Below are 23,272 nucleotides of genomic sequence, written 5' to 3'. Positions count from 1 at the left end.
CGTTCGGTCACCGCGGCGCACCGCCTTTTCTCCCCGTTGATCCGCTGAACCGCATGTCATTCTCGCTCGATTCCGCCCGCGTCGCCGTGATCGGCGGCGGCCCCGCCGGCCTGATGGCCGCCGAGACGCTTGCCGGGCGCGGCGTGCAAGTCCACGTATATGACGCGATGCCGTCGGTCGGCCGCAAATTCCTGATGGCGGGCAAAGGCGGCATGAACATCACGCATTCGGAAGCCCTCGCGCCGTTTCTCGAGCGCTACGGCTCGCGCCGCGAGCGCATCGCGCCGTTACTCGACGCGTTCGGTCCCGACGCGCTGCGCACATGGTTGCGCGAGTTGGGCGTCGAGACGTTCGTCGGCAGTTCGGGGCGCGTATTTCCGTCCGACATGAAGGCCGCGCCGATGCTGCGAGCGTGGCTGCATCGGCTGCGCGAAGCGGGTGTGCAGTTTCATATGCGTCACAAGTGGAGCGGCTGGGCGTCAACATCCGAAGACGGTGCCGCCCACGCGTTGCGCTTCGACACGCCCAACGGTGAGCAGACGATCAGCTGCGACGCGGTCGTGTTCGCGCTCGGCGGCGCCAGTTGGCCGCGTCTCGGCTCCGACGCCGCGTGGGTGCCGCTGATGACGTCGCGCGACGTGCCGGTGACGCCGCTGCGTCCCGCGAACTGCGGCTTCGACGCGGACTGGAGCCCGTATCTGCGCGAGCGTTTCGCGGGTCAGCCGATCAAGACGGTCGCGATTTCCGTCACCGGTGTAGACGGAAAAGTCCACAATCGACAAGGTGAAATACTTTTGACCGAAACGGGCCTCGAAGGGAGCCTGATTTACGCGTTGTCGGCGCCGATCCGCGAGCGGATTCTCGCCGGCGGCGAGGTCACGATCGCGCTGGATCTCGCGCCCGGCTTGCCGCTCGAGCGAATCGTGGAGGAAGTGACGCGGCCGCGCGGCTCACGCTCGATCGCGAGTCATCTGCACGGGCGAATCGGAATCGGCGGGGTCAAGCTGGCGTTGCTGCACGAGATTCTGTCGAAAGAAGCCTTCGCCGATGCACGCGGCCTCGCCCACGCGATCAAGGCGCTGCCGATGCGACTGCTGCGCGCGCGACCGATCGAGGAAGCGATCAGTACCGCGGGCGGAATCCCGTTCGAGGCGTTGGACGCGCATCTGATGATCGACCGGATGCCCGGCGCATTCTGCGCGGGCGAAATGCTCGATTGGGAGGCGCCGACCGGTGGTTATCTGTTGACCGCCTGCTTTGCCAGCGGGCTGGTCGCTGGCCGGGGCGCGTGCGCGTATCTGGAAGCGCACGGCACGTCGGCGTGACGCGCGCAGTCGCCGTCACCGCGCCTTGAGCCGCCACAACGACGTGACCTCGGCCGCTCGCGCAACATACAACGGATCGTTCTGATCGCTGGCCTTCGGATGCCGTGGACGAATGTCCTCGCGTCCCACGACACTGAGCCCCGCGTGCTCGATCGCCGCGAGCAGCCACTCGCGCGTCCGCAGTCCAAGGTGCTCGGCGAAATCCGAAATGATCAGCCAGCCCTCGCCGCCCGGCGTCAGATGATCGGCGAGGCCGTTCAGGAAGCCGACCAGCATGCGGCTGTCCGGATCGTAGATCGCGTATTCGAGCGGCGACGCGGGCCGCGCCGGCACCCACGGCGGATTGCAGACGACGAGCGGTGCCCGACCGTCCGGAAACAGATCGGCCTGTACGATCTCGACCTGCTCGGCGCAACCAAGACGCGCGAGATTTTCACGAGCACACGCAAGCGCGCGCGCATCCTGGTCCGTCGCGACGATCTTGCGCACGCCGCGTTTGGTCAGCAGCGCGGCCAGCACGCCAGTGCCGGTGCCGATATCGAACGCGAGGTCCAACGACGGCAGCGGCGTGCGCGCGACCAGATCGACGTACTCGCCGCGCACCGGTGAGAACACACCGTAGTGCGGATGGATGCGCTCGCCGAGCGCCGTAATCTCGACGCCCTTCTTGCGCCATTCGTGCGCGCCGATCAAACCGAGCAACTCGCGCAACGACACGATCGACGCGTCACCGCTCCCCGGTCCATAAGCTTCGATGCAGGCCTGCCGCACGTCGGGCGCGCGACGCAGCGGAATGGCGTAGTCGGCATCGAGCGGAATCAGGATCATGCCGAGCGTGCGCGCGCGCTGCGACTGCGCCTGCCGATGCTGGTTGAACGCGTCGAGCGGTGTGGCTCCCTGCTTGCGCGGCTTGCGTTCGAGCCGGCGCGTGACGGCCTGCAGCAGTTGGCGCGCGTTCTGGAAGTCGCCGCGCCACAGCAGCGCGGTGCCTTCGCAGGCGAGGCGGTAGGCCGAATCGGCGGTGGTGCGGTCGTCGGCGACGACGACGCGCTTCGGCGGTGGCACGGCCGCCTCGGAACGCCAGCGTGCGGTGCGCGGGCCGTCGGCTTCTGGCCAGGTGAGAGTTGCGGGGCTGGTCATGGTGCAATGGAGTCGATGTGACGTCGCCGGCGACGTGGACCGCGGCAGCGGACCGGAATGTCCGGCGGCTGCCCGCCATCCCGGGCGACGCCCGAATAGTAACGTACCGCCGCCGTGCGGATTCGCGGCGCGGCATGAATTGGTGACGGTGATGAGGTGAATCTAGACGCACCGAAAGTAGACAATCATGTCTACAATCGACAAGGTGAAAGAGATATCGTGGTTTTTGAGCCATCGCGCGGCTCACCTCACGCTGCCCTCGCACGTTTTGACGTGCGTGAAACCCTCGTCGCAAACAAGCCTGGCCAAGGCTTCGGTGATCGGCATCAGCAACGATCCGGGCAATTTCCACCGAAAAAAGAAAAACCCCGCTAAAGCGTGTGCTTCGACGGGGTTTTCTAGCATTTCCAGTTACTGCTGATAAAGCAATCTGGTGCCGGCTGCAGGACTCGAACCCGCCACCTCATGATTACAAGTCAAGCGCTCTACCTGATGAGCTAAGCCGGCATGAGGCCGTGATTCTACTTCATTTCACGATCTTAAGGCGAGCCCTTCCGCCGCCTTTCGAGCCATCGTCGTCGGGCTGCGGTTTGTCGTCGGCGTCGGTGGCCTCGACAGGGTCGGCGGGGGCGGTTTCGACGGCGCGCGGAGCCGCCGGCGTGTCAGCTTCGTCCGCGGCATCCGCGCCCGAATCCTGAGCCTCGCCGCCCGCCGATTCGACCGGGAACGCCATACCCTGGCCGTTCTCGCGCGCGTAGATCGCAAGAATATTGGCGACCGGCACTTCGATCTTGTGGGACTTGCCGGAGAAGCGCGCGTTGAACTCGAGCCACTCGTTGCCCATCTGCAGCTGGCTGGTCGCCTCGAAGCTGATGTTCAACACGATCTCGTTGTCGCGCACGAACTGACGTGGCACGCGCGTCTGATTGTCGACGCGGACCGCGATATGCGGTGTGTAGCCGTTATCCGTGCACCACTCGTAGAGCGCGCGCAACAGATAAGGCTTCGTGGAAATCTCTTGCATCAACAGTCCTCTTGCGGGCGCGGTCGCGCATCGAAGCGATGCGGCGTCCGCGCTCCAAAGCCAAACTCAACGACGCATCACCTTTTCCGACGGCGTCAGCGCTTCGATATAAGCCGGGCGGCTGAAAATGCGCTCGGCGTACTTCATCAGCGGCGCGGCGTTCTTCGACAGTTCGATACCGTAGTGGTCAAGGCGCCAAAGCAGCGGTGCGATCGCGACGTCGAGCATCGAGAACTCTTCGCCGAGCATGTACTTGTTCTTCAGGAAGATCGGCGCGAGCTGCGTCAGGCGATCGCGGATCGCGAGGCGCGCCTTCTCGTGATTCTTCTCCGCTGCCTTGCCCTTCTCGTTTTCGAGCGTGCCGACGTGGACGAACAGCTCTTTCTCGAAGTTGAGCAGGAACAGGCGGGCACGCGCGCGCTGGACCGGATCGGCCGGCATCAGCTGCGGGTGCGGGAAGCGCTCGTCGATGTACTCGTTGATGATGTTCGATTCGTACAGAATCAGGTCCCGTTCGACGAGAATCGGCACCTGACCATACGGATTCATCACGGCGATGTCTTCCGGCTTGTTGAACAGGTCGACGTCGCGGATCTCGAAGTCCATGCCCTTTTCGAACAACACCAGCCGGCAACGCTGGGAGAACGGGCAAGTAGTGCCGGAATACAGAACCATCATGTTTACGTTTCCTCAAAAAGCTGAAGGGCCAGCGCGCGGAAAAACCGTTCAGCAGGTTTTTCCTGGCGCCGGCCCCACGCCATGTAGCGGCGTGATTATTTGATATGTTTCCAGTACGCGGCGTTCAGTCGCCAGGCGAAAAAGCTCAGGATACCGAGGAACAACAGCACCCACACGCCAAGTTGCCTGCGGGTTTGCTGCGTCGGTTCGGACATCCATGACAGGTACGACACGAGGTCGGCCACAGCAGAATCATAATCTACCGGCGACATCGTCCCCGGAGTCAGTTGCTGGAAGCCGAGGAATTTGTGTACTTTTTCGCCGGTTCTTTCGTCGGTTTCGTCGCCGAATTGCGCCGCACGCTGCCCCTGAAGCTGCCACAGCACGTGAGGCATGCTCACGTTTTGGTACACCAGATTGTTCCAGCCGGTCGGCCGCGTATCGTCGCGGTAAAAACTCCGCAGATACGTGTAAAGCCAGTCCGTGCCGCGCGCCCGCGCCTCCACCGACAGATCCGGCGGCGTCGCCCCAAACCACGCTTTCGCGTCCTCCGGGCGCATCGCCACGGTCATCGTGTTGCCGACCTTGTCGGTGGTGAACAGCAGGTTCGCCCGGATTTCGTTCGGCGTGATGCCGAGATCAGTCAGGCGGTTGTAGCGCATCAGGTTCGCGCTGTGGCAATTCAGGCAGTAGTTTACAAACAATTGCGCGCCGCGCTGCAAAGAAGCGAAATTGTTCGTGTTGTCCGGCGCGCGATCGAGCGGGAAATTCTCGTCCGCGTGAACCGGAGCGGCCAACAGCGCAAGCACGGTCGCGCCGACCAGCGCGCACATCGAAAGCAGTTTTTTCATCTTCATGTTCTCCTGGCTCGCGATTAGTGAGGCTTGAACCGCACCCGCTCGGGCGGCTGCTTGAACTTGCCAAGCCGGGTCCAGAAGGGCATGCCGAGGAAAAACGCGAAGTAGATCAGCGCGCAGATCTGGGCGATCAGCGTCGCGGCCGGCGATGGCGGTCGCGTGCCGAGGAAGCCGAGCGTCAGGAACGCGATCACGAAGATCCCGAAGAAAACCTTGTGGAAGAACGGCCGGTAGCGAATAGACCTGACCGGCGACCGGTCCAGCCACGGCAGGAAGAACAGCGAAATCACCGCGCTGCCCATCACCACGACGCCCCAGAACTTCGATTCGGTGAACATCATCGCGACGATCACCAGCACCGCAAGCAGCGGCAGGCCGAGCTTCCACTTGCGCGCGCGCGCGCACGAGCGCCAGCAACCCGAGTAGCGCGATGACGATCATCAGCACGATCTTGAATGGATCGGTGGTGGCGCGCAGCATCGCATAAAAGGCGGTGAAGTACCACACAGGCGCAATTTCCGGCGGCGTCTGCAGCGGGTTCGCGGGGATGAAGTTGTTGGCTTCAAGGAAGTACCCACCCATTTCCGGCGCGAAGAAGATGATCGCCGCGAAGATCAGCAGGAAGATCGTTACGCCCATGAAGTCGTGCACCGAGTAGTACGGGTGGAACGGAATGCCGTCGAGCGGCACGCCATCCGGCCCCTTCTTCGCCTTGATCTCGATGCCGTCCGGGTTGTTCGAGCCGACTTCGTGCAGCGCGACGAGGTGGGCGATCACGAGGCCGATCAGCACCAGCGGAATCGCGATCACGTGGAACGCGAAGAAGCGGTTCAGCGTGACGTCAGAGACCACGTAGTCGCCGCGAATCCATAGCGACAGATCCGGCCCGATGAACGGAATCGCCGAGAACAGGTTCACGATCACCTGCGCGCCCCAGAACGACATCTGGCCCCACGGCAGGAGGTAGCCGAAGAACGCCTCGGCCATCAGGCTCAGGAAAATCAGGCAGCCGAAAATCCACACGAGTTCGCGCGGCTTGCGGTACGAGCCGTACAGGAGCCCGCGGAACATGTGCAGATACACGACGACGAAAAACATCGACGCACCCGTCGAGTGCATGTAGCGGATCAGCCAGCCCCACGGCACCTCGCGCATGATGTACTCGACCGACGAAAACGCGAGCGTCGCGTCGGGCTTGTAGTTCATCGTCAGGAAAATGCCGGTGACGATCTGGTTGACCAGCACCAGCAACGCAAGCGAACCGAAGAAGTACCAGAAGTTGAAGTTCTTCGGCGCGTAGTACTCGGAAACGTGCTTCTTCCACGTGGCAGTCATCGGGAAGCGCTGGTCGATCCAACCAGCCAGCCCGGTCGTCTCTACTTCGTGTTCGCTCGCCATTACGCTTCTCCTTTTTCGTCCTTCCCGATCACAAGGGCCGTCGCCGACGTGAACATGAAGCGCGGGATGTCGAGGTTCTGCGGAGCGGGTTTGTTCTTGAAGACGCGGCCGGCCATGTCGTAGGTCGAGCCGTGGCACGGGCACAGGAAGCCGCCGGGCCAGTCGTCGGGGAGATTCGGCTGCGGGCCTTCCTGGAAGCGCGGCGTCGGCGTGCACCCCAGATGCGTGCAAACGGCGACGGCAACCAGCAGATGCTTGTTCTCGGCGCGTGAACGGAATTCGTTGTTGCAGTAGTCCGGCAGCGGCATCGAAAACGGATTCAGCGAGTGGGGGTCCGCTACCTGGCTGTCGGCTTTTTGAACATCGGCGAGCATGCGGTCCGTGCGGTTGATGATCCACACCGGCTTGCCGCGCCAGGCGACCGTCATCATGTCGCCGGGCTTCAGACCACTGATATCGACTTCGACCGGGGCACCTGCGGCCTTGGCCTTTTCGGATGGTGCAAAGGAACTAACAAAGGGTACGACAACGGCAACACCTCCTATGCCGCCTGCTACGGTCGTCGCTACCAGCCAGTTACGGCGGCTGCCATCGACGCGTTCCTCTTCTTTGTCTCGCATCACACGCCCCACTTCTGAGTTGGATTTTTCCTTCACGTCGCGTCTACCGCCGCTAGTTTGCTCGAATGGAGTCGCCATTTACAAGGGCCGATTGCCAAAAACCGTGCGAAGCCCTTGATAACTCAGGGTTTGTCCGTACCGATCGCAAACTTTTTCGCACCTCCTTTTAAGTGCCTTCTGCGGTATTCCTGCCTTGTTCTTCGTTAATGCAATTCGCAATTCAAACGGGATTGGGGATATCGATAAACAGATGTTCGATATCGAACGATTCGGACAGATGCTTGCCCACCGCCTGCACGCCGAAGCGCTCGGTCGCGTGGTGGCCAGCGGCCAGAAACGCGACGCCGCTTTCCGCCGCCGTATGCATCACCGACTCCGATACCTCGCCGGTCACGTAGACGTCGACACCCGCGTTGATCGCCGCGTCGAACATCCCTTGCGCGGCGCCCGTGCACCAGCCGACGCGGCGCAGCTCCATATCCGGATCGCCAAACACGAGCGGCGTGCGGCCCAGTGTCTGCGCGATTTCCGCGGTGAGGTGCGACAGCGTGATCGGCATTGGCAGCGTGGCGAGCCAGCCGAGATCGTTGTCGCCGAAACGCGCGTCGCTGATCCAGCCCATCTTTTCGCCGATCTGCGCGTTGTTGCCGAACTCGGGATGATCGTCGAGCGGCAGATGGTAGGCGAACAGGTTCAGGTCGTTGGCGAGCAGCAGCTTCAAACGAGCATGTTTGCGGCCGGTGATCTGCGGTGCCTCGTTGCGCCAGAAGTAGCCGTGATGGACCAGCACGGCGTCCGCGCCCCAGTCGAGCGCGGCCTCCAGGAAGGCCACCGACGCGGTAACGCCGGTCGCGAGCTTGTTGATCCGGCGACGTCCTTCGACCTGCAATCCGTTCGGGCAATAGTCCTTGAAGCGCGCGGTTTCAAGGAGATTGTTCAAGTACAATTCAAGTTCAATCCGATCCATATAGACCTCTAGTCTTCAGATGCTTAGACGCTTCTGGCTGTTATTTGCCCAAGCGGTGACGGTGCTGTTGGCGCTGATGTTCATCATTGCGACCCTCAAACCGCAGTGGCTGCAGCGTCAAGGACAATTCGGCAGACAACTCGCCGAACCGATCGTCGCGCTACGGGAAGTGGCGCCGGGCATCGGCACTGGCCATGCCGAAACGTCCTATGCCGAAGCGGCGCAAAAGGCCATGCCCGCGGTCGTCAACGTGTTCTCCAGCAAGGATGGCTCGCTGCCTCCCGACCCGCGCGCCAAAGACCCGCTGTTCCGCTACTTCTTCGGCGACAGGAACAATCGCAAGCAGCAGGAGCAGCCTGCCTCGAATCTCGGCTCAGGCGTGATAGTGAGTTCGGAAGGTTACATTCTAACGAACCAGCACGTCGTCGACGGCGCCGATCAGATCGAAATCGCGCTCGCCGATGGCCGCACCGCCAGCGCGAAGGTCATCGGCATCGACCCCGAAACCGATCTGGCCGTGCTCAAGGTCAATATGACCAATCTGCCCACCATCACGCTCGGCCGGATGGACCAGACCCGCGTCGGCGACGTCGTGCTCGCGATCGGCAATCCGTTCGGCGTCGGGCAGACCGTAACGATGGGCATCGTCAGCGCGCTCGGCCGCAACCATCTCGGCATCAATACGTTCGAAAACTTCATCCAGACCGACGCCCCGATCAACCCCGGCAATTCGGGCGGTGCGCTCGTCGACGTGAACGGCAACCTGCTCGGCATCAACACCGCAATCTACTCGCGCTCGGGCGGCTCGCTCGGCATCGGCTTCGCGATTCCGGTGTCGACCGCGCGCAGCGTGCTCGAGAGCATCATTACGACCGGCACGGTCACGCGCGGCTGGATCGGCGTCGAACCGCAGGACGTCACGCCGGAAATCGCGGAGTCGTTCGGGCTCGATCAGAAGTCGGGCGCTATTGTCGCGGGCGTGCTGAAAAGCGGCCCGGCCGACCGCGCGGGCATCAAGCCCGGCGACATCCTGACGAGCGTAAACGGCCAGGTTATCACCGATACCACACGTCTGTTGAACGTGATCGCGCAGATCAAGCCCGGTACGGCGGCGAAAGTGCATCTGGTGCGCAAAGGTCATCAGATCGATCTCGACGTGATGATCGGCAAACGCCCGCCGCCGCCGAAGCAGGCGCCAGACGATAACGGCGGCGATCAGCCGGATGACGAAGGCGGTTGAAGTAATGCCGCGATTCCACGCAATGAATAAGGGCAGTCCGCAATGAACTGCCCTTTTTCATTTGACACCCGGCACTGACTCGCGGCACTTCAACCAGACGGCGGCGGACTCGCATCCTCCACGACCACCGGCTGCTTGCCGACGATCAACCGCGCCGCGACGATGCCAGCTTCGTACAGCAGAATCAGCGGAACCGCGAGGATCAGCTGCGAAAACACGTCCGGCGGCGTTACGACGGCCGACACCACGAACGCGCCGACGATCACATACGGCCGGATCTCCTTCAGCTTCTTCAGCTTCACCACGTTCATCCGCACCAGCAGCACGACGACGATCGGTACCTCGAACGTGACGCCGAACGCGATGAACATCGTCAGCACGAAGCTCAGGTAATTGTTGATATCGGTTGTCATCTCCGCGCCAAGCGGCGCATTGTAGTGCGCCATCACGCGGAAGATGGTCGGAAACACGACGAAGTACGCGAACGCCATGCCGCACAGGAACAGCGTGTAGCTGCTCGCGACGAGCGGCGCGACGAGCTTCTTCTCGTGCTGATAGAGCCCAGGCGCGACGAACGCCCAGATCTGGTACAGCACGACCGGCAGCGCGATCACGAAGGCGACCAGCATCGTCACCTTCATCGGCACGAAGAACGAGCCGGTGACGTCGGTGACGATCATCTTGCCGTCCTTCGGCAGATTCATCATCAGCGGACGGGCGAGCAGTTTGAAGATGTCCGGCGCCCAGTACACGAGCCCGATGAACACGAGGACGACGGCGAGCCCCGCACGGATGATGCGGTCACGCAGTTCGACGAGGTGGGAAATGAAGGTCTCTTCAGTGCCTTCGCTCTGGGATTGCTGGGGGTCGCTCACACCGGCCCTCGGTTGGGGATTGTCGATCTGAACATCAGAAAAACCGCGTCGGACGACGCAGGTTGGCAGGTGTGTGCCGCGCAACGCGCGCGGCGCCCGACTGCACGCGCGTGCGCCGCAGGCTCGCTCGCTTGTACCAGGTGGGCGTGGCGCTCTGCTGGACGCGCCAGGTCTTGCGTTTGGGCGCGGCGGCCGGCGTACTGACGGGCCACGAGGTGGCACCCGCGCTGCCGCTGGCCCCGCTGCCGGCGTCTTCGAGCGCGCCGCCGGCGATGCTCGGCGATACCGACGTACCGCTATTCCATGCTTCGTTCAGTTCATTCTCGTGCTTGCGCAGATTGTCCTGAACCGCCGTTTCGACATTGCTCGCGGCCTTCTCGAACTCGGTCTTCATGCGCCGCAATTCGTCGAGCTCGATTTCGCGCGTGACTTCGGCCTTAACGTCGTTGATGTACCGCTGTGCGCGGCCGAACAGCGCGCCGGCCGTGCGAGCGACACGCGGCAGGCGCTCAGGCCCGAGGACGACCAGCGCGACGACGCCGATCAGCGCCATCTTGGTTAGACCGAGGTCCAGCATGAAGTGGAATGTCCGTCAGAAACGCGGGAACGGCGCGAAGGCCGCGGCTTAGCGGTAATCGCTCGATTGCTGCGTCTTTTCCTTCGCTTCGACGTCCACCGCGCCGTTGCGCGGCAGCTCGCGCTGCTGCTGTTGCGCGTCGGCCGACGACGAATCGGCTTCCTTCATGCCTTCCTTGAAGCCCTTCACGGCGCCGCCCAGATCGCTGCCGATGTTGCGCAGCTTCTTCGTGCCGAACACGAGCGCGACGATCAACAGAACGATCAACCAATGCCAAATACTCAACGAACCCATGACTACTCTCCTTAACCCCGGCGCCGCATCTTGATGCGGCCAATTTGCACAACCTGAAGCGCGTGCGCTTCGTCTCGATATATCTCTACGTTACATCAGGCTGCACCGCCTCGCTCGCAATGCGGCCATCTTCGCCTGTCATTGTGGCCACACGATCGCGTCGACGTTATTACACAGCGGTAAAAACAACGACGGCGCTATTGTCCTCGACCAAAACTCGCGGCGGTGCGCACTTGCCACGCAGCGCGCCTGACGCGTGATCCGGCGCTCAGCCCATGCGTTGCCAGGGACGCGGTCCCGCGAGAATGTGCGCGTGCAGGTGATACACCTCCTGACCACCGCCCGGACCGGTATTGATTACCGTGCGAAAGCCCGTTTCGCCGCCGTGATAGGCGACCCCCAATTGTTCGGCCAGTCGCGCGGCCAGGACAAGCATTCTACCAAGCAGAGGCGCGTCGCTTTCCGTGCAGTTCGACAGCGTTGCAATGTGCTTGCGAGGAATCACCAGCACATGCGTTTCGGCCGCCGGACGGATGTCGCGGAAGGCGACGAACTCGTCGTCTTCGTGGACCTTGGTCGACGGGATTTCGCCAGCGGCAATCTTGCAGAAAAGGCAGTTCGGATCGTGACTCATCGTATTCCTGACGCGGTATGACTTGGGCGAGCGAAGCCGCCCGCGCCGAGGTTCGATCCGAAAGCCGGCCCGCCCATACGGACCGGCTGGCGTTCAGACCCAACTGGCCGGATTCGCGAACGACTTGTTATCGTACAGATACAGCCAGCCCTTGATAATACGGTACAACATCCATATGCTGACTGCCCACAGCACCGGAATGCCAATCACGACGAGCAGCAGCAACGCGCCGATCGCGTAACCGACGAGGCCCAGCCAGAACGTGCGGATCTGCCATTCGAAGTGCGCTTCGTACGGCGTGCCGGCCACGTCCGACCGTTTGACGTAGTTGATGATGATCGCGACCAGAATGGTGAGCCCGCCGGTCAGCCAGTGGACCGCATACAGCGCGTACAGCACGTGCGTGAGCGTGCGCAGGCTGCGCTCGCGCTCAGGCTCCATCGCGTGGCGGTAGACCGGCGGCGGATAGCTTCCCTGCGGCTGTTCCATGCTTGCGTCCTCCCGGAGGTGCGGTTACCGCTATATTGGTGCCGGCGCGCGCGACTTCAAGCGGAAACACCAGATTTCCGCTCCGGCTGCTCAGTCGCCGTTTTCCTCGCGCTCGCGGCTCTTGCGCAGCGCCTTTTCCTCGATGCCCGACAGGCCTTCGCGACGCTCGAGTTCGGCGATCACGTCGGCGGGGCTCAGATCGAAATGCGACAGCATCACAAGGCAGTGGAACCACAGGTCCGCAACCTCGCCGACCAGCGCCTTCGGTGCGCCGCCCTGGCGCACGTCCTTCGCGGCCAGCACGACTTCGGTGGCTTCTTCGCCGATCTTTTTCAGCACCGCGTCGTCGCCCTTGTGGAACAGGCGCGATACATACGAGATGTCCGGATCGCCGCCCTTGCGGTTGTCGATCACCGCCGCGAGGCGCAGCAGCGTGTCGAGCGTGGAAGCCGTGGCGGGCGACGGGTTTTGCGTGGATTGCGTCATTTGTAGATGTGTTCGGGGTCTTTCAGCACGGGATCGACGGCCTGCCAGTCGCCATCGTCCACCGAGCCTTCGAATTTCTGGAAAAAGCACGAGTGGCGGCCGGTATGGCACGCGATGCCCGATACCTGCTCGACTTTCAGCAGCACGACGTCTTCGTCGCAATCGAGTCGCACTTCATGCACATGCTGCACGTGGCCCGACTCCTCACCCTTGAACCACAGGCGCTGGCGCGAGCGCGAGAAATACACCGCGCGGCCGGTCTCGACGGTCTTCGCGAGGGCCTCGCGGTTCATCCACGCGAACATCAGCACGTCGTTCGTCGACGCTTCCTGCGCAATCACCGGCACGAGGCCGTTCGCGTCCCACTTGACCTTGTCGAGCCAGTTCACTGCCGAAGGATTCGTCACGTCACAACCTCACCGAAATGCCCTGATCGGCCATGAAGCGCTTGGCCTCGCCGACCGTGTGTTCGCCATAGTGGAAGATGCTCGCGGCGAGCACCGCGTCCGCGTGACCGCTCTTGATGCCATCGGCGAGATGCTGCAGATTGCCGACGCCGCCCGAGGCGATCACCGGCACCGGCACCGCGTCCGACACCGCGCGAGTCAGCGCGAGGTCGAAGCCGCTCCTGGTGCCGTCGCGATCCATGCTGGTCAACAGGATTTCGCCCGCGCCCAACTCGGCCATCTTGCGCGCCCATTCGACCGCATCGAGACCGGTGGCCTTGCGCCCGCCGTGCGTGAACACTTCCCAGCGCGGCGTTTCGCCGTCGGCCGACACGCGCTTCGCATCGATCGCGACGACGATGCACTGCGAGCCGTATTTGTCGGTCGCGTCCTTCACGAGTTGCGGATTCGCTACCGCCGACGAGTTCATGCTGATCTTGTCGGCGCCCGCGTTCAGCAGGCGCCGCACGTCTTCGACCGCGCGCACGCCGCCGCCGACCGTCAGCGGAATGAACACCTGCGAAGCGACCGCCTCGATGATCGGCAGAATCAGGTCGCGCTGATCCGAGGTCGCGGTGATGTCGAGGAACGTCAGTTCGTCGGCGCCCTGGTCGTCGTAACGGCGCGCGATTTCGACCGGGTCGCCCGCGTCGCGCAGTTCGACGAAGTTGACGCCCTTGACCACGCGGCCCGCGGTGACGTCGAGACAGGGGATGATGCGTTTAGCTAGAGCCATGATCGTGCAATTCTGCCAATACCGCTGATGGGGCCGCTCGCTTGCGGGCAAGCGGCACGGTGCCGGCGCGAGCGGTTGCGTCGCGCCGCGAGTGAGGTGCCGGCCGGAAGCTGGCGAGGTTCCGGACGCTTAATCGTGCGACGCGCGTTACAGGCAAGCCATCGTTCGAACGCGCCGCAAGCCGACACGAGCGCAACGCCGGCGGCCCGCGCAACCTGCCCAGCACGCGCAGCCGACGCCGTGCTTAAGCGTCGTCCGCTTCGCGCAGCTTGTCCGCGAGCGTCTGCGCGGCCGCGAAGTCGAGGTCGCCCGAATAGATCGCGCGGCCGCAGATTACGCCCTCGATGCCCTCGCCTTCGACTTCGCACAGCGATTCGATGTCCGCGAGGTTCGACAGACCGCCGCTCGCGATCACCGGAATCTTGACCGCGCGCGCAAGGCGCACCGTCGCTTCGATGTTGATGCCTTGCAGCATGCCGTCACGGCCGATGTCGGTGTAGATGATCGACTCGCAGCCGTAGTCCTCGAACTTGCGCGCGAGGTCGGCCACTTCGTGACCGGTCAGCTTGCTCCAGCCGTCGGTGGCGACCTTGCCGTCTTTCGCGTCGAGGCCGACGATGATGTGACCGCCGAACGCGGTGCACGCGTCCTGCAGAAAGCCCGGGTTCTTCACCGCGGCCGTGCCGATGATCACGTACGACAAACCGTCGTCCAGATAGCGCTCGATCGTGTTCAGGTCGCGGATGCCACCGCCCAACTGAACCGGAATCGCGCCGCCCACTTCATCGATGATCGCCCGGATTGCATCGCCGTTCTTCGGCTTGCCGGCGAACGCGCCATTCAGATCGACGAGATGCAGACGACGCGCGCCGCGGTCGACCCAATGTCGGGCCATTGCCGCCGGTTCCTCGGAGAAAATCGTCGCCTGGTCCATATCGCCCTGTTTGAGGCGTACACACTGACCGTCTTTCAGGTCGATGGCGGGAATCAGCAGCATAGCAATCGGGTGTTATCTGGGAGTGGATTGAAGGTCGGCGGCAGCGGCTGGCGAGTCAGCCCGCCGCAATACCGTCTCGCTAGTTTAGTACAACTCGTTCGCCGCTCCAGTGGGGCGCCGGTCGGATGCGGGACCGCGGCACCGCGCGACGCGCGCGCGGCAACGGGATGAAAAAAGGCGTTCACGGGTTCCAGTGCACGAAGTTGCGATACACGCGCAGACCCGCCTCGGCGCTCTTTTCAGGGTGGAATTGGGTGGCAAAGATGTTATCCCGCGCTACCGCCGAGGTAAAGGGCACGCCGTAGACCGTTTCGCCCGACGTATGCGCCGGGTTGTCCGGAACCACGTAGTAGCTGTGCACGAAGTAGAAGAACGCGTTGTCGGCGACACCGTCCCACAGCGGATGCGGCTGCGCCTGACGCACGCGGTTCCAGCCCATCTGCGGGACCTTGAAGCGCGAGCCGTCGTCCTGCACCTGGCCTTCGAGCTCGAAGCGCACCGCCTTGCCGGGCAACAGGCCCAGACCCGGCGTGTCGCCCTCGGCGCTCCAGTCGAACAGCATCTGCTCGCCGACGCACACGCCCATCAGCGGCTTGCTGCGCGACGCCTCGACGACCGCTTCCTGCAAACCGGACGCGCCGAGACTGCGCATGCAGTCGGGCATCGCACCCTGGCCCGGCAGCACCACGCGGTCGGCCGAGCGGATCGCTTCCGGACGATCGACGATCGCCACGTCCGCTTCCGGCGCCGCTTTACGCAGTGCCTGGGCAACCGAGCGCAGGTTGCCCATTCCGTAATCCACAATCGCTATCGAAGTTTTCATTTCAAGTTTGGCCGCTCTGCCCTCGATCCATCGATGCCGCCGCGCGGCGTCAAACGACGTGCCGGCAAATGCGGTCCTGCCCGATGAATCGCTTGAAGGTGAGTGGCCTGAAGACGTTGGAGGCGGTGAAACCCGTGTTAAAGCCTGCTACGGCCGTTACGTTAGAGGCTGCCCTTGGTCGACGGAATCTGTCCGGCCGCGCGCTCGTCGAGTTCGACGGCCATGCGCAACGCACGCCCGAATGCCTTGAACACCGTTTCGAGCTGATGGTGCGCGTTGATGCCACGCAGGTTGTCGATGTGCAGCGTCACGCCGGCATGGTTCACGAAGCCGCGGAAGAATTCGATCGACAGGTCGACGTCGAACGTGCCGATGCGCGCGCGCGTGAACGGCACGTGAAATTCGAGGCCCGGACGGCCGGAAAAATCGATCACGACGCGCGACAGCGCTTCGTCGAGCGGCACGTAGGAATGGCCGTAGCGGCGGATGCCCTTGCGATCGCCGATCGCCTTCGCGACGGCCTGGCCGAGCGTGATGCCGGTGTCTTCGACCGTGTGATGGTCGTCGATATGCAGGTCGCCATGCGCTTCGATCTCGAGGTCGAACAACCCGTGGCGGGCGATCTGGTCGAGCATGTGGTCCAGGAACGGCACACCGGTGGCCAGCTTCTGCTGGCCGGTGCCGTCCAGGTTGATCTTCACACGGATCTGCGTTTCGCTGGTGTTGCGAACGACTTCCGCAAGGCGCATGGCAATTCCTCGAATCTGGCTTAAAAGCGCTAGTAATGTGGGATGGACAAACTGGCGGGCTGCTCAGTGCAGCCGTTCAACGCAGCGGCTCAGTGCCGCCGCTCGATGCGGCGGGTTACCGCAACACGAGTTTCAGGCCGGCGAGCAACTCGGCGTTCTCGTTCGGCGAACCGACGGTCAAACGCACGCAATTGGCCAGCAATGGATGCATTTTACTCACGTTTTTGATCAGAATCCGCGCCGTTAGCAGGGTTTCGAACAATACCGACGCATCGGGCACCCGCACGAGCAGGAAGTTGCCCGCGCTAGCGAACACTTCGGCGCCCGGCAGCGCGGCCACCGCCTGCGCAAGTTTCTCGCGTTCGTCGCGCAATTGCGCGGCCTGCGCATCGAGCACGCCGATGTGGTCGAGCAGGAAATCAGCGGCGGCCTGCGTCAGCACGTTGGTGTTGTACGGCGGGCGGACCTTGTCGAACTCGGTCAGCCACGCGGGCTTGCCGACCAGGTAACCGAGGCGAATGCCGGCGAGGCCCAGCTTCGACACCGTGCGCATCACGACGACGTTGTCGAACTGGTCGGCGCGCGGCAGCCAGCTCTTCTGCGCGAACGGCTGATACGCCTCGTCGATCACGACGAGGCTCTTGCCCGCCGCGGCGATGACGCGCTCGATTTCGGCGTCATCGAACAGCGTGCCGGTCGGGTTGTTCGGATACGCGAGATAGATGATCGCCGGTTCATGCTCGGCGATCGCCGCGAGCATCGCGTCGGTATCGAGCGTGAAGTCGGCTTTGAGCGGCACGCCGACGAATTCGAGATGCGCCAGCTTCGCCGACATCTGATACATGACGAAGCCCGGCACCGGCGCGAGCACCTTCGCGCCCGGCTTCGCGCACGCGACCGACATGATGCTGATGATTTCATCCGAGCCATTGCCGAGCAGCACGTCGCACCCCGCCGGCACGCCCATCACGTGACGAATGCGCTCGATCAACTGCTCGGGGCGCGGCGCCGGATAACGGTTCAACGCGACGCCGGCCAGACGCTCGCCGAGATGCGCGGCAAGTTCCGGCGGCAGCGGAAACGGGTTTTCCATCGCGTCGAGCTTGATGAAGCCGGTGGCGTCCGGAACCGGATAGCTCGTCATTGCGAGCACGTCGCTGCGGATGATGTCTTGAGGTGTCGTCATAGGTTCGGGGGCCGGGCCGGGCGAAAGACGCCGGGTCGGCGTCGTCAGTGCTCGGCGCTCGGCGCTCGGGTTGGTCTCTGTCGTCGTTATTGAACGGGGCGGGTGGGCTCGATCCGTCGCTCGAGCGGGTGGAAGCCGGAAAACATGGAAGCCGGTCGATGCGGCGGCGGTTGCCGCCCTCGCCGCTTCTCCTGCTCCCGCTTACGCCTGCTTGAGCTCCGCCGCGCGCCAGCGCGATCAGCGCTGCGCCTCAGCCGCGTTCGTTGTTGTTCTGCCGCATCCGGTATTCGGCGCTGCGTGCGTGCGCTTGCAGACCTTCGCCGTATGCCAGTTCCGCGGCAATCTCGCCGAGCGTCTGCGCACCTTCCGCGCTGACCTCGATCAGGCTCGAACGCTTGAAGAAATCATAGACGCCGAGCGGCGACGAAAACCGTGCGGTACGCGACGTCGGCAGCACATGATTCGGGCCCGCGCAGTAGTCGCCGAGGCTCTCGCTCGTGTAACGGCCAAGGAAGATCGCGCCTGCGTGACGGATCTGCTGCGCCCACTGATGCGGCTCCAGCGCCGAAATTTCAAGGTGCTCCGGCACGATGTCGTTGGCGATCGCGCAGGCCTCGGCCATGTCGCGCACCTTGATCAGCGCGCCGCGGTTTTCGAGCGACGTGCGGATCACTTCGCGGCGCGGCAGGGTGGGCAGCAGTTCGTCGATCGCTTCCTGCACGCGCGCGATGAACGCGTCGTTGGGGCACAGCAGGATCGACTGCGCGAGCTCGTCGTGCTCGGCTTGCGAAAACAGGTCCATCGCGACCCAGCGCGGGTCGGTCGTGCCGTCGCACAACACGAGGATTTCCGACGGCCCGGCGATCATGTCGATGCCGACCGTGCCGAACACGCGACGCTTCGCCGACGCGACGTACGCGTTGCCGGGGCCGCAGATCTTGTCGACTGCGGGCACGGTCGGCGTGCCGTACGCGAGCGCAGCTACCGCCTGCGCGCCGCCGATCGTGAACACGCGGTCGACGCCACCCAGCAAAGCCGCCGCGAGCACGAGCGGATTCTTCACGCCTTCCGGCGTCGGCACGACCATCACGATTTCGCGCACGCCGGCCACCCGCGCCGGTATCGCGTTCATCAGCACCGACGACGGATACGCGGCCTTGCCACCCGGCACGTAGATCCCCGCGCGATCGAGCGGCGTGACCTTCTGGCCGAGCACGGTGCCGTCGGCTTCGGTGTACTGCCAGCTATGGCTGCCGCACTCGATCTTCTGCTTCTCGTGATAGCCGCGCACGCGTGCCGCCGCCGCTTCGAGCGACGCGCGCCGCTTCGGCTCGAGACTTTCGAGCGCCGCCTCGAGTTCGGCCATCGGCAGTTCGAGCTCGGCCACGCTTTTCGCATCGACGCGATCGAAGCGATTCGTGTACTCGAGCACCGCCTCGTCGCCGCGCGCCTTCACGTCGTTCAGAATCTGCGCGACCGCGCGCTCGATGGCTTCGTCTTCGCTCGCCTCGAACGCGAGCACCGCATGCAGCGACTTCTGGAAGTCGCGAGCGGTGGAATCGAGTTTGCGAATCTTGGTAGACATACAGGTATCCGTTTCGGTAAGGCGCGCTATCAGTGCAACGTCACATTGCCATCGTCAGTCAGGCCGCCGGGGCGGCGGTTTTCGACGAAGCATTGGCAAACGCGTCGAGAATCGGCCGCAACGCGGCGCGTTTGAGCTTCAGCGCTGCCTGGTTCACGACGAGACGCGACGAAATCTGCATGATCTCCTCCACCTCGACCAGATTGTTCGCGCGCAGCGTATTACCCGAGCTGACCAGGTCGACGATCGCGTCGGCGAGACCAACCAGCGGAGCGAGTTCCATCGAACCGTACAGCTTGATCAGATCGACGTGAACGCCCTTGGCGGCAAAATGCTCACGAGCGGTTTCAACATACTTGGTCGCGACCCGCAGACGCGCGCCCTGGCGCACCGCGTTCGCATAATCGAAACCGGCCGCGACCGCGACCGACATGCGGCAACGCGCAATGTCCAGATCCACCGGCTGATACAGGCCGCTGCCGCCATGCTCGAGCAGCACGTCCTTGCCGGCCACGCCGAAGTCGGCCGCGCCGTACTCGACATAGGTCGGCACGTCGGTCGCGCGCACGACGATCACGCGCAGGTTCGGGTCGGTGGTCGGCAGAATCAGCTTGCGCGAGCTCTCCGGATCTTCCGCTACCTCGATGCCGGCCGCCGCGAGCAGCGGCAGCGTTTCCTCGAAGATACGCCCTTTCGACAACGCGAGCGTGAGCGGCGCGCTGACCGCCGGCGACGACGACGTTTGCGGCATCGAACTCATGCCCCGCTCCCGGAAACCCGGCGCACCTTCGCGCCGATCGCATTGAGCTTCGCTTCCATGCGGTCGTAGCCGCGATCGAGGTGATAGATGCGGTCGATCAGCGTCTCGCCCTCGGCGCGCAGCGCGGCGATCACAAGACTCGCGGACGCGCGCAGATCGGTGGCCATCACCTTCGCGCCGGACAGTTTTTCGACGCCGGTTACGAGCGCGGTGTTGCCGTCGATCGTGATGCTCGCGCCGAGACGGTTCAGTTCCTGGACGTGCATGAAACGGTTTTCGAAGATCGTCTCCACGACTTGCGACGTACCGTCCGCGATCGTGTTGAGCGCCATGAACTGCGCCTGCATGTCGGTCGGAAACGCCGGGTATTCGGAGGTGCGGAACGTGACCGCGCTCGGGCGCTTGTCCATGCGCACGCGCATCCAGTCGTCGCCTTCCTCGACCGTGACGCCCGCTTCGCGCAGCTTTTCGGTGACGGCTTCGAGCAGCAGCGGACGCATCTTGCGCAGCATGACGTCGCCGCCGGCCGTCGCGACCGCGCACAGGAAAGTGCCCGCTTCGATGCGGTCCGGAATCACCGTGTGCTTCGCACCGTGCAGCTTGTCGACGCCATGGATCACCAGACGGTCGGTGCCGATGCCTTCGATCTTCGCGCCCATCGCGACGAGCAGACGCGCGAGGTCGACCACTTCGGGTTCGCGCGCTGCGTTCTCGATGACCGTCTCGCCTTCGGCGAGCACCGCCGCCATCAGCAGGTTCTCGGTACCGGTCACGGTGATCATGTCGGTGACGATGCGCGCGCCCTTCAGACGCTTCGCGCGCGCTTCGATGAAGCCGTGCTCGATCGTGATCTCGGCGCCCATCGCCTGCAGACCCTTGATGTGCTGATCGACCGGACGCGCGCCGATCGCGCAGCCGCCCGGCAGCGACACGCGCGCATGACCGAAGCGCGCGACGAGCGGACCGAGCACGAGGATCGACGCGCGCATCGTCTTCACCATTTCGTACGGCGCGACGAGGTTGTCGACCCTTCGACGCGTCGAGCGCGACGCGCCCTTCGCCGGCTTCGATACGCACACCCATCTGGCCGAGCAGCTTGAGCATCGTGCGCACGTCCTGCAGATCGGGCACGTTCTCCAGATGCACCGGATCGGCGCTCAGCAGAGCCGCGCACAGAATCGGCAATGCCGCGTTTTTCGCACCCGAGACGACAACTTCACCGGAGAGCGGGTAGCCACCTTCAATGATGAGTTTATCCATGCCTGTCGGTTCCTGATCGGCCCGGTTCGCGTCCGGACCTGCTTTGTCTGTGTTCGGCGCGCCGCTAGCGGTGTCGCGCCCTTCCTGAGTAATTCGCACAAAATTTCCAGATTACGCGTTCTGCCATTCGGCGGGCGTCAGCGTCTTCATGCTGAGCGCGTGGATTTCTTCGCGCATGCGGTCGCCGAGCGCCGCATACACGAGTTGGTGACGCTGGATCAGGCGCTTGCCTTCGAAGTTCGGCGAGACGATCGTCGCAAAGAAATGCTGACCGTCGCCTTCGACTTCGAGATGCTCGCACGCGAGTCCAGCTGCAATGTACTGTTTGACCTGTTCGGGAGTCGGGAACATGAGAGAAGCTCCTCGTCAGTGGCGCAGCTTGTAGCCGGTAGCGAGCATGCGCATCGCCACAGCGGCCAGCACCACGAAGAAACCGGCGACGATCGCGAGGCTCACCAGCGGGTCGATATCCGACACGCCGAAAAAACCATAGCGAAAGCCGTCGATCATGTAGAAAAACGGATTGAGCCGCGATACTTCGCGCCATACGGGCGGCAGCGTATGCGTCGAGTAGAACACGCCCGACAGGAACGTGAGCGGCATGATCAGAAAGTTCTGGAACGCGGCGAGCTGGTCGAACTTCTCGGCCCAAATGCCGGCGATCAGACCCAGCGTGCCGAGAATCGCCGAGCCGAACATCGCGAACACGATGATATAGAGCGGCGCGGTGAAGGCGAGCGGCACGAACCAGATCGTCACGATGAACACGCCGAAGCCGACACTCAGCCCGCGCGCCACGGCCGCGAGCACGTAGGCCGCGAACATCTCGTGGTGCGACAGCGGCGGCAGCAGCACGAACACGAGGTTGCCGGTGATCTTCGATTGAATCAGCGACGAAGAACTATTCGCGAACGCGTTCTGCAGCACGCTCATCATCACGAGGCCCGGAATCAGGAAGCTCGTGTATTCGACGCCCGGATAGACCTGCACGTGGCCGCGCAGCGCGTGGCCGAAGATGGTCAGGTAAAGCAGCGCGGTGATGACCGGCGCGAGCACGGTCTGGAACGACACCTTCCAGAAGCGCAGCAGTTCTTTGTAAAACAGCGTGCTAAATCCACTGTACCCGCTCATGCAAGCCCCTCGATCACTTCTGGACCGTTCATCACCTGAACGAATACGTCTTCGAGGTCGGCCTTGCGGACCTCGATTTCTTCGAATGTACAACCGGCCGCGCGGCATTGCGCGAGGATGCGCTCGACGTCGTCGTAGCTCGTCAGGCGCAGCAGATGCTGGCGGCCATTGCCGTTGCCGGCGCCGCTTTCCGCCTCGAGCGGACGCAGCTCGGCGGGCAGCACGCCCTGCGCGAAGCGAACGAACAGTTGCATGCCGGCGAAACGCTGCAGCAGTGTGCTGGTGCGATCGAGCGCGACGACCTCGCCACGGCGCAGCATCGCGATGCGGTCGCACAACGATTCGGCTTCTTCCAGATAGTGCGTGGTCAGCACGATCGTGTGGCCTTCGCGATTCAGGCGCGAGATGAACTTCCACAGCGTCTGGCGCAACTCGACGTCGACACCCGCGGTCGGCTCGTCGAGCACGATCACCGGCGGGCGGTGCACGAGCGCCTGCGCGACCAGCACGCGGCGCTTCATGCCACCCGACAGCGCGCGCATGTTGGCATCGGCCTTTTCGGTGAGATCGAGATTGGCCATGATCTCGTCGATCCACGCGTCGTTGTTGCGCAGCCCGTAGTAGCCGGACTGGATGCGCAAGGTTTCGCGCACCGTGAAGAACGGATCGAACACGAGCTCCTGCGGCACCACGCCGAGCGCGCGGCGCGCGTTGCGGAAATCGTCGACGACGTCGTGACCGCGCACCGCGATGCTGCCTTCGTCGGCGCGCGCGAGACCCGCGAGTATGCTGATGAGCGTCGTCTTGCCCGCGCCGTTCGGACCGAGCAGTCCGAAGAACTCGCCTTCTTCGACCGTGAGGCTGACGCCCTTGAGCGCCTGCAAGTCCTTGTAGCGCTTCTTGACGTTACGAATTTCTATGGCTGACATGACTATGGGCCGCGTGCGTCGCGGCGCCTGAAGTAGCCCCAATGGAGCTTGGGGATGCGCAAATGC

The 23,272-nt window shown here is 63.5% G+C and carries 25 protein-coding genes, 1 tRNA gene and 3 pseudogenes; 3 read left to right on the top strand and 26 right to left on the bottom strand.

Annotated features, from left to right (window positions below):
- Nucleotides 1-53: 53 nt before the first annotated feature.
- Nucleotides 54-1,325, top strand: coding sequence for a TIGR03862 family flavoprotein (locus OKW38_RS20495; protein WP_429362842.1), 1,272 nt, complete (start codon nucleotides 54-56; stop codon nucleotides 1,323-1,325).
- Nucleotides 1,326-1,340: 15 nt separating this feature from the next.
- Here the strand turns inward: OKW38_RS20495 and OKW38_RS20490 are convergent, their stop codons facing one another.
- Nucleotides 1,341-2,465: a methyltransferase gene (locus OKW38_RS20490; protein WP_429362840.1), complete on the bottom strand. Its 1,125-nt coding sequence runs from the start codon at nucleotides 2,463-2,465 to the stop codon at nucleotides 1,341-1,343.
- 187 nt (nucleotides 2,466-2,652) lie between these two features.
- On the opposite strand from OKW38_RS20490, the gene OKW38_RS20485 reads away from it, so the two are divergent.
- Nucleotides 2,653-2,886: a hypothetical protein gene (locus tag OKW38_RS20485; RefSeq protein ID WP_429335387.1), complete on the top strand. Its 234-nt coding sequence runs from the start codon at nucleotides 2,653-2,655 to the stop codon at nucleotides 2,884-2,886.
- A 10-nt stretch (nucleotides 2,887-2,896) separates the two neighbouring features.
- Here the strand turns inward: OKW38_RS20485 and OKW38_RS20480 are convergent.
- From OKW38_RS20480 to OKW38_RS20450, 7 genes and pseudogenes are all read right to left on the bottom strand, one after another.
- Nucleotides 2,897-2,972: transfer RNA gene (locus OKW38_RS20480), tRNA-Thr, on the bottom strand.
- A gap of 19 nt (nucleotides 2,973-2,991) precedes the next feature.
- A complete protein-coding gene (locus tag OKW38_RS20475; RefSeq protein ID WP_429362838.1) occupies nucleotides 2,992-3,489 on the bottom strand; it encodes a ClpXP protease specificity-enhancing factor in 498 nt (165 codons plus the stop codon).
- A 66-nt stretch (nucleotides 3,490-3,555) separates the two neighbouring features.
- Nucleotides 3,556-4,167 (bottom strand): glutathione S-transferase N-terminal domain-containing protein, encoded by a 612-nt coding sequence (locus OKW38_RS20470; protein WP_006052302.1) that lies wholly within the window; start codon nucleotides 4,165-4,167, stop codon nucleotides 3,556-3,558.
- A gap of 95 nt (nucleotides 4,168-4,262) precedes the next feature.
- Nucleotides 4,263-4,889, bottom strand: a pseudogene (locus tag OKW38_RS20465) (cytochrome c1); the annotation flags it as partial.
- Between the two features lie 152 nt (nucleotides 4,890-5,041).
- Nucleotides 5,042-6,422: pseudogene (locus tag OKW38_RS20460) on the bottom strand (cytochrome b).
- Complete coding sequence (gene petA, locus OKW38_RS20455; protein WP_090802072.1) at nucleotides 6,422-7,042, bottom strand: ubiquinol-cytochrome c reductase iron-sulfur subunit; 621 nt, start codon at nucleotides 7,040-7,042, stop codon at nucleotides 6,422-6,424. Before petA ends, OKW38_RS20460 begins: the two are co-directional and overlap by 1 nt.
- Before the next feature lie 220 nt (nucleotides 7,043-7,262).
- Nucleotides 7,263-8,009, bottom strand: coding sequence for a Nif3-like dinuclear metal center hexameric protein (locus OKW38_RS20450; protein WP_090802074.1), 747 nt, complete (start codon nucleotides 8,007-8,009; stop codon nucleotides 7,263-7,265).
- Nucleotides 8,010-8,028: 19 nt separating this feature from the next.
- On the opposite strand from OKW38_RS20450, the gene OKW38_RS20445 reads away from it, so the two are divergent.
- Nucleotides 8,029-9,249, top strand: a complete 1,221-nt coding sequence (locus OKW38_RS20445; protein ID WP_090802075.1) for a Do family serine endopeptidase — start codon at nucleotides 8,029-8,031, stop codon at nucleotides 9,247-9,249.
- 89 nt (nucleotides 9,250-9,338) lie between these two features.
- Here OKW38_RS20445 and tatC read toward each other — a convergent pair whose 3' ends face one another.
- The 18 genes and pseudogenes from tatC to OKW38_RS20355 form a co-directional block, all read right to left on the bottom strand.
- Entirely contained in the window at nucleotides 9,339-10,124 is a 786-nt protein-coding gene (tatC, locus tag OKW38_RS20440) for a twin-arginine translocase subunit TatC (RefSeq protein WP_429335389.1), read from the bottom strand.
- 34 nt (nucleotides 10,125-10,158) lie between these two features.
- On the bottom strand, nucleotides 10,159-10,701 hold the full coding sequence (gene tatB / locus OKW38_RS20435; RefSeq protein ID WP_090802078.1) for a Sec-independent protein translocase protein TatB: 543 nt from the start codon (nucleotides 10,699-10,701) through the stop codon (nucleotides 10,159-10,161).
- Nucleotides 10,702-10,749: 48 nt separating this feature from the next.
- Nucleotides 10,750-10,995 carry a Sec-independent protein translocase subunit TatA gene (gene tatA, locus OKW38_RS20430; RefSeq protein ID WP_090802080.1) on the bottom strand — a complete coding sequence of 82 codons (246 nt, stop codon included), beginning with the start codon at nucleotides 10,993-10,995 and terminating at the stop codon, nucleotides 10,750-10,752.
- A gap of 268 nt (nucleotides 10,996-11,263) precedes the next feature.
- Nucleotides 11,264-11,629: a histidine triad nucleotide-binding protein gene (locus OKW38_RS20425; RefSeq protein WP_429335390.1), complete on the bottom strand. Its 366-nt coding sequence runs from the start codon at nucleotides 11,627-11,629 to the stop codon at nucleotides 11,264-11,266.
- A gap of 93 nt (nucleotides 11,630-11,722) precedes the next feature.
- Nucleotides 11,723-12,118, bottom strand: a complete 396-nt coding sequence (locus OKW38_RS20420; RefSeq protein WP_184065591.1) for a DUF4870 family protein — start codon at nucleotides 12,116-12,118, stop codon at nucleotides 11,723-11,725.
- A 90-nt stretch (nucleotides 12,119-12,208) separates the two neighbouring features.
- Nucleotides 12,209-12,604: a phosphoribosyl-ATP diphosphatase gene (locus OKW38_RS20415; protein ID WP_090802085.1), complete on the bottom strand. Its 396-nt coding sequence runs from the start codon at nucleotides 12,602-12,604 to the stop codon at nucleotides 12,209-12,211.
- The gene (gene hisI, locus OKW38_RS20410; protein ID WP_090802086.1) at nucleotides 12,601-13,011 is read right to left on the bottom strand and encodes a phosphoribosyl-AMP cyclohydrolase; all 411 of its coding nucleotides are present in this window, start codon (nucleotides 13,009-13,011) and stop codon (nucleotides 12,601-12,603) included. The genes OKW38_RS20415 and hisI overlap by 4 nt, the downstream gene beginning before the upstream one ends.
- A gap of 1 nt (nucleotide 13,012) precedes the next feature.
- A complete protein-coding gene (hisF, locus tag OKW38_RS20405; protein WP_090802088.1) occupies nucleotides 13,013-13,786 on the bottom strand; it encodes an imidazole glycerol phosphate synthase subunit HisF in 774 nt (257 codons plus the stop codon).
- 244 nt (nucleotides 13,787-14,030) lie between these two features.
- The gene (gene hisA, locus OKW38_RS20400; protein ID WP_090802089.1) at nucleotides 14,031-14,783 is read right to left on the bottom strand and encodes a 1-(5-phosphoribosyl)-5-[(5-phosphoribosylamino)methylideneamino]imidazole-4-carboxamide isomerase; all 753 of its coding nucleotides are present in this window, start codon (nucleotides 14,781-14,783) and stop codon (nucleotides 14,031-14,033) included.
- 181 nt (nucleotides 14,784-14,964) lie between these two features.
- Entirely contained in the window at nucleotides 14,965-15,606 is a 642-nt protein-coding gene (gene hisH / locus OKW38_RS20395; protein WP_184035773.1) for an imidazole glycerol phosphate synthase subunit HisH, read from the bottom strand.
- Nucleotides 15,607-15,767: 161 nt separating this feature from the next.
- Nucleotides 15,768-16,355, bottom strand: coding sequence for an imidazoleglycerol-phosphate dehydratase HisB (gene hisB, locus OKW38_RS20390; protein ID WP_013090696.1), 588 nt, complete (start codon nucleotides 16,353-16,355; stop codon nucleotides 15,768-15,770).
- A gap of 115 nt (nucleotides 16,356-16,470) precedes the next feature.
- Nucleotides 16,471-17,541: a histidinol-phosphate transaminase gene (gene hisC / locus OKW38_RS20385; RefSeq protein ID WP_429335391.1), complete on the bottom strand. Its 1,071-nt coding sequence runs from the start codon at nucleotides 17,539-17,541 to the stop codon at nucleotides 16,471-16,473.
- Between the two features lie 250 nt (nucleotides 17,542-17,791).
- Entirely contained in the window at nucleotides 17,792-19,126 is a 1,335-nt protein-coding gene (gene hisD / locus OKW38_RS20380) for a histidinol dehydrogenase (protein ID WP_429362837.1), read from the bottom strand.
- 58 nt (nucleotides 19,127-19,184) lie between these two features.
- Complete coding sequence (gene hisG, locus OKW38_RS20375) at nucleotides 19,185-19,886, bottom strand: ATP phosphoribosyltransferase (protein WP_090802096.1); 702 nt, start codon at nucleotides 19,884-19,886, stop codon at nucleotides 19,185-19,187.
- Nucleotides 19,883-21,146, bottom strand: a pseudogene (gene murA, locus OKW38_RS20370) (UDP-N-acetylglucosamine 1-carboxyvinyltransferase). Before murA ends, hisG begins: the two are co-directional and overlap by 4 nt.
- Before the next feature lie 111 nt (nucleotides 21,147-21,257).
- The gene (locus tag OKW38_RS20365) at nucleotides 21,258-21,497 is read right to left on the bottom strand and encodes a BolA family protein (RefSeq protein ID WP_429362835.1); all 240 of its coding nucleotides are present in this window, start codon (nucleotides 21,495-21,497) and stop codon (nucleotides 21,258-21,260) included.
- A 15-nt stretch (nucleotides 21,498-21,512) separates the two neighbouring features.
- Nucleotides 21,513-22,277, bottom strand: coding sequence for an ABC transporter permease (locus tag OKW38_RS20360; RefSeq protein ID WP_429335393.1), 765 nt, complete (start codon nucleotides 22,275-22,277; stop codon nucleotides 21,513-21,515).
- Nucleotides 22,274-23,206, bottom strand: coding sequence for an ABC transporter ATP-binding protein (locus OKW38_RS20355; protein WP_090802100.1), 933 nt, complete (start codon nucleotides 23,204-23,206; stop codon nucleotides 22,274-22,276). Before OKW38_RS20355 ends, OKW38_RS20360 begins: the two co-directional genes overlap by 4 nt.
- Between the last annotated feature and the right edge of the window lie 66 nt (nucleotides 23,207-23,272).

Source organism: Paraburkholderia sp. MM5496-R1, from assembly GCF_050436205.1.
Classification (GTDB): Bacteria; Pseudomonadota; Gammaproteobacteria; order Burkholderiales; family Burkholderiaceae; genus Paraburkholderia; species Paraburkholderia tuberum.
Note: the sequence above shows the minus strand (reverse complement) of the source record. Positions and strands in the feature narration are given on the sequence as shown.

What these genes read in the sequence shown, in the direction of transcription:
- OKW38_RS20495 (WP_429362842.1), top strand. Translation starts at nt 54, where the DNA reads ATGTCATTCTCGCTCGATTCCGCCCGCGTCGCCGTGATCGGCGGCGGC.
- OKW38_RS20490 (WP_429362840.1), bottom strand. Translation starts at nt 2,465, where the DNA reads ATGACCAGCCCCGCAACTCTCACCTGGCCAGAAGCCGACGGCCCGCGC.
- OKW38_RS20485 (WP_429335387.1), top strand. Translation starts at nt 2,653, where the DNA reads ATGTCTACAATCGACAAGGTGAAAGAGATATCGTGGTTTTTGAGCCAT.
- OKW38_RS20475 (WP_429362838.1), bottom strand. Translation starts at nt 3,489, where the DNA reads ATGCAAGAGATTTCCACGAAGCCTTATCTGTTGCGCGCGCTCTACGAG.
- OKW38_RS20470 (WP_006052302.1), bottom strand. Translation starts at nt 4,167, where the DNA reads ATGATGGTTCTGTATTCCGGCACTACTTGCCCGTTCTCCCAGCGTTGC.
- petA (WP_090802072.1), bottom strand. Translation starts at nt 7,042, where the DNA reads ATGCGAGACAAAGAAGAGGAACGCGTCGATGGCAGCCGCCGTAACTGG.
- OKW38_RS20450 (WP_090802074.1), bottom strand. Translation starts at nt 8,009, where the DNA reads ATGGATCGGATTGAACTTGAATTGTACTTGAACAATCTCCTTGAAACC.
- OKW38_RS20445 (WP_090802075.1), top strand. Translation starts at nt 8,029, where the DNA reads ATGCTTAGACGCTTCTGGCTGTTATTTGCCCAAGCGGTGACGGTGCTG.
- tatB (WP_090802078.1), bottom strand. Translation starts at nt 10,701, where the DNA reads ATGCTGGACCTCGGTCTAACCAAGATGGCGCTGATCGGCGTCGTCGCG.
- tatA (WP_090802080.1), bottom strand. Translation starts at nt 10,995, where the DNA reads ATGGGTTCGTTGAGTATTTGGCATTGGTTGATCGTTCTGTTGATCGTC.
- OKW38_RS20425 (WP_429335390.1), bottom strand. Translation starts at nt 11,629, where the DNA reads ATGAGTCACGATCCGAACTGCCTTTTCTGCAAGATTGCCGCTGGCGAA.
- OKW38_RS20420 (WP_184065591.1), bottom strand. Translation starts at nt 12,118, where the DNA reads ATGGAACAGCCGCAGGGAAGCTATCCGCCGCCGGTCTACCGCCACGCG.
- OKW38_RS20415 (WP_090802085.1), bottom strand. Translation starts at nt 12,604, where the DNA reads ATGACGCAATCCACGCAAAACCCGTCGCCCGCCACGGCTTCCACGCTC.
- hisF (WP_090802088.1), bottom strand. Translation starts at nt 13,786, where the DNA reads ATGGCTCTAGCTAAACGCATCATCCCCTGTCTCGACGTCACCGCGGGC.
- hisA (WP_090802089.1), bottom strand. Translation starts at nt 14,783, where the DNA reads ATGCTGCTGATTCCCGCCATCGACCTGAAAGACGGTCAGTGTGTACGC.
- hisH (WP_184035773.1), bottom strand. Translation starts at nt 15,606, where the DNA reads ATGAAAACTTCGATAGCGATTGTGGATTACGGAATGGGCAACCTGCGC.
- hisB (WP_013090696.1), bottom strand. Translation starts at nt 16,355, where the DNA reads ATGCGCCTTGCGGAAGTCGTTCGCAACACCAGCGAAACGCAGATCCGT.
- hisC (WP_429335391.1), bottom strand. Translation starts at nt 17,541, where the DNA reads ATGACGACACCTCAAGACATCATCCGCAGCGACGTGCTCGCAATGACG.
- hisD (WP_429362837.1), bottom strand. Translation starts at nt 19,126, where the DNA reads ATGTCTACCAAGATTCGCAAACTCGATTCCACCGCTCGCGACTTCCAG.
- hisG (WP_090802096.1), bottom strand. Translation starts at nt 19,886, where the DNA reads ATGAGTTCGATGCCGCAAACGTCGTCGTCGCCGGCGGTCAGCGCGCCG.
- OKW38_RS20365 (WP_429362835.1), bottom strand. Translation starts at nt 21,497, where the DNA reads ATGTTCCCGACTCCCGAACAGGTCAAACAGTACATTGCAGCTGGACTC.
- OKW38_RS20360 (WP_429335393.1), bottom strand. Translation starts at nt 22,277, where the DNA reads ATGAGCGGGTACAGTGGATTTAGCACGCTGTTTTACAAAGAACTGCTG.
- OKW38_RS20355 (WP_090802100.1), bottom strand. Translation starts at nt 23,206, where the DNA reads ATGTCAGCCATAGAAATTCGTAACGTCAAGAAGCGCTACAAGGACTTG.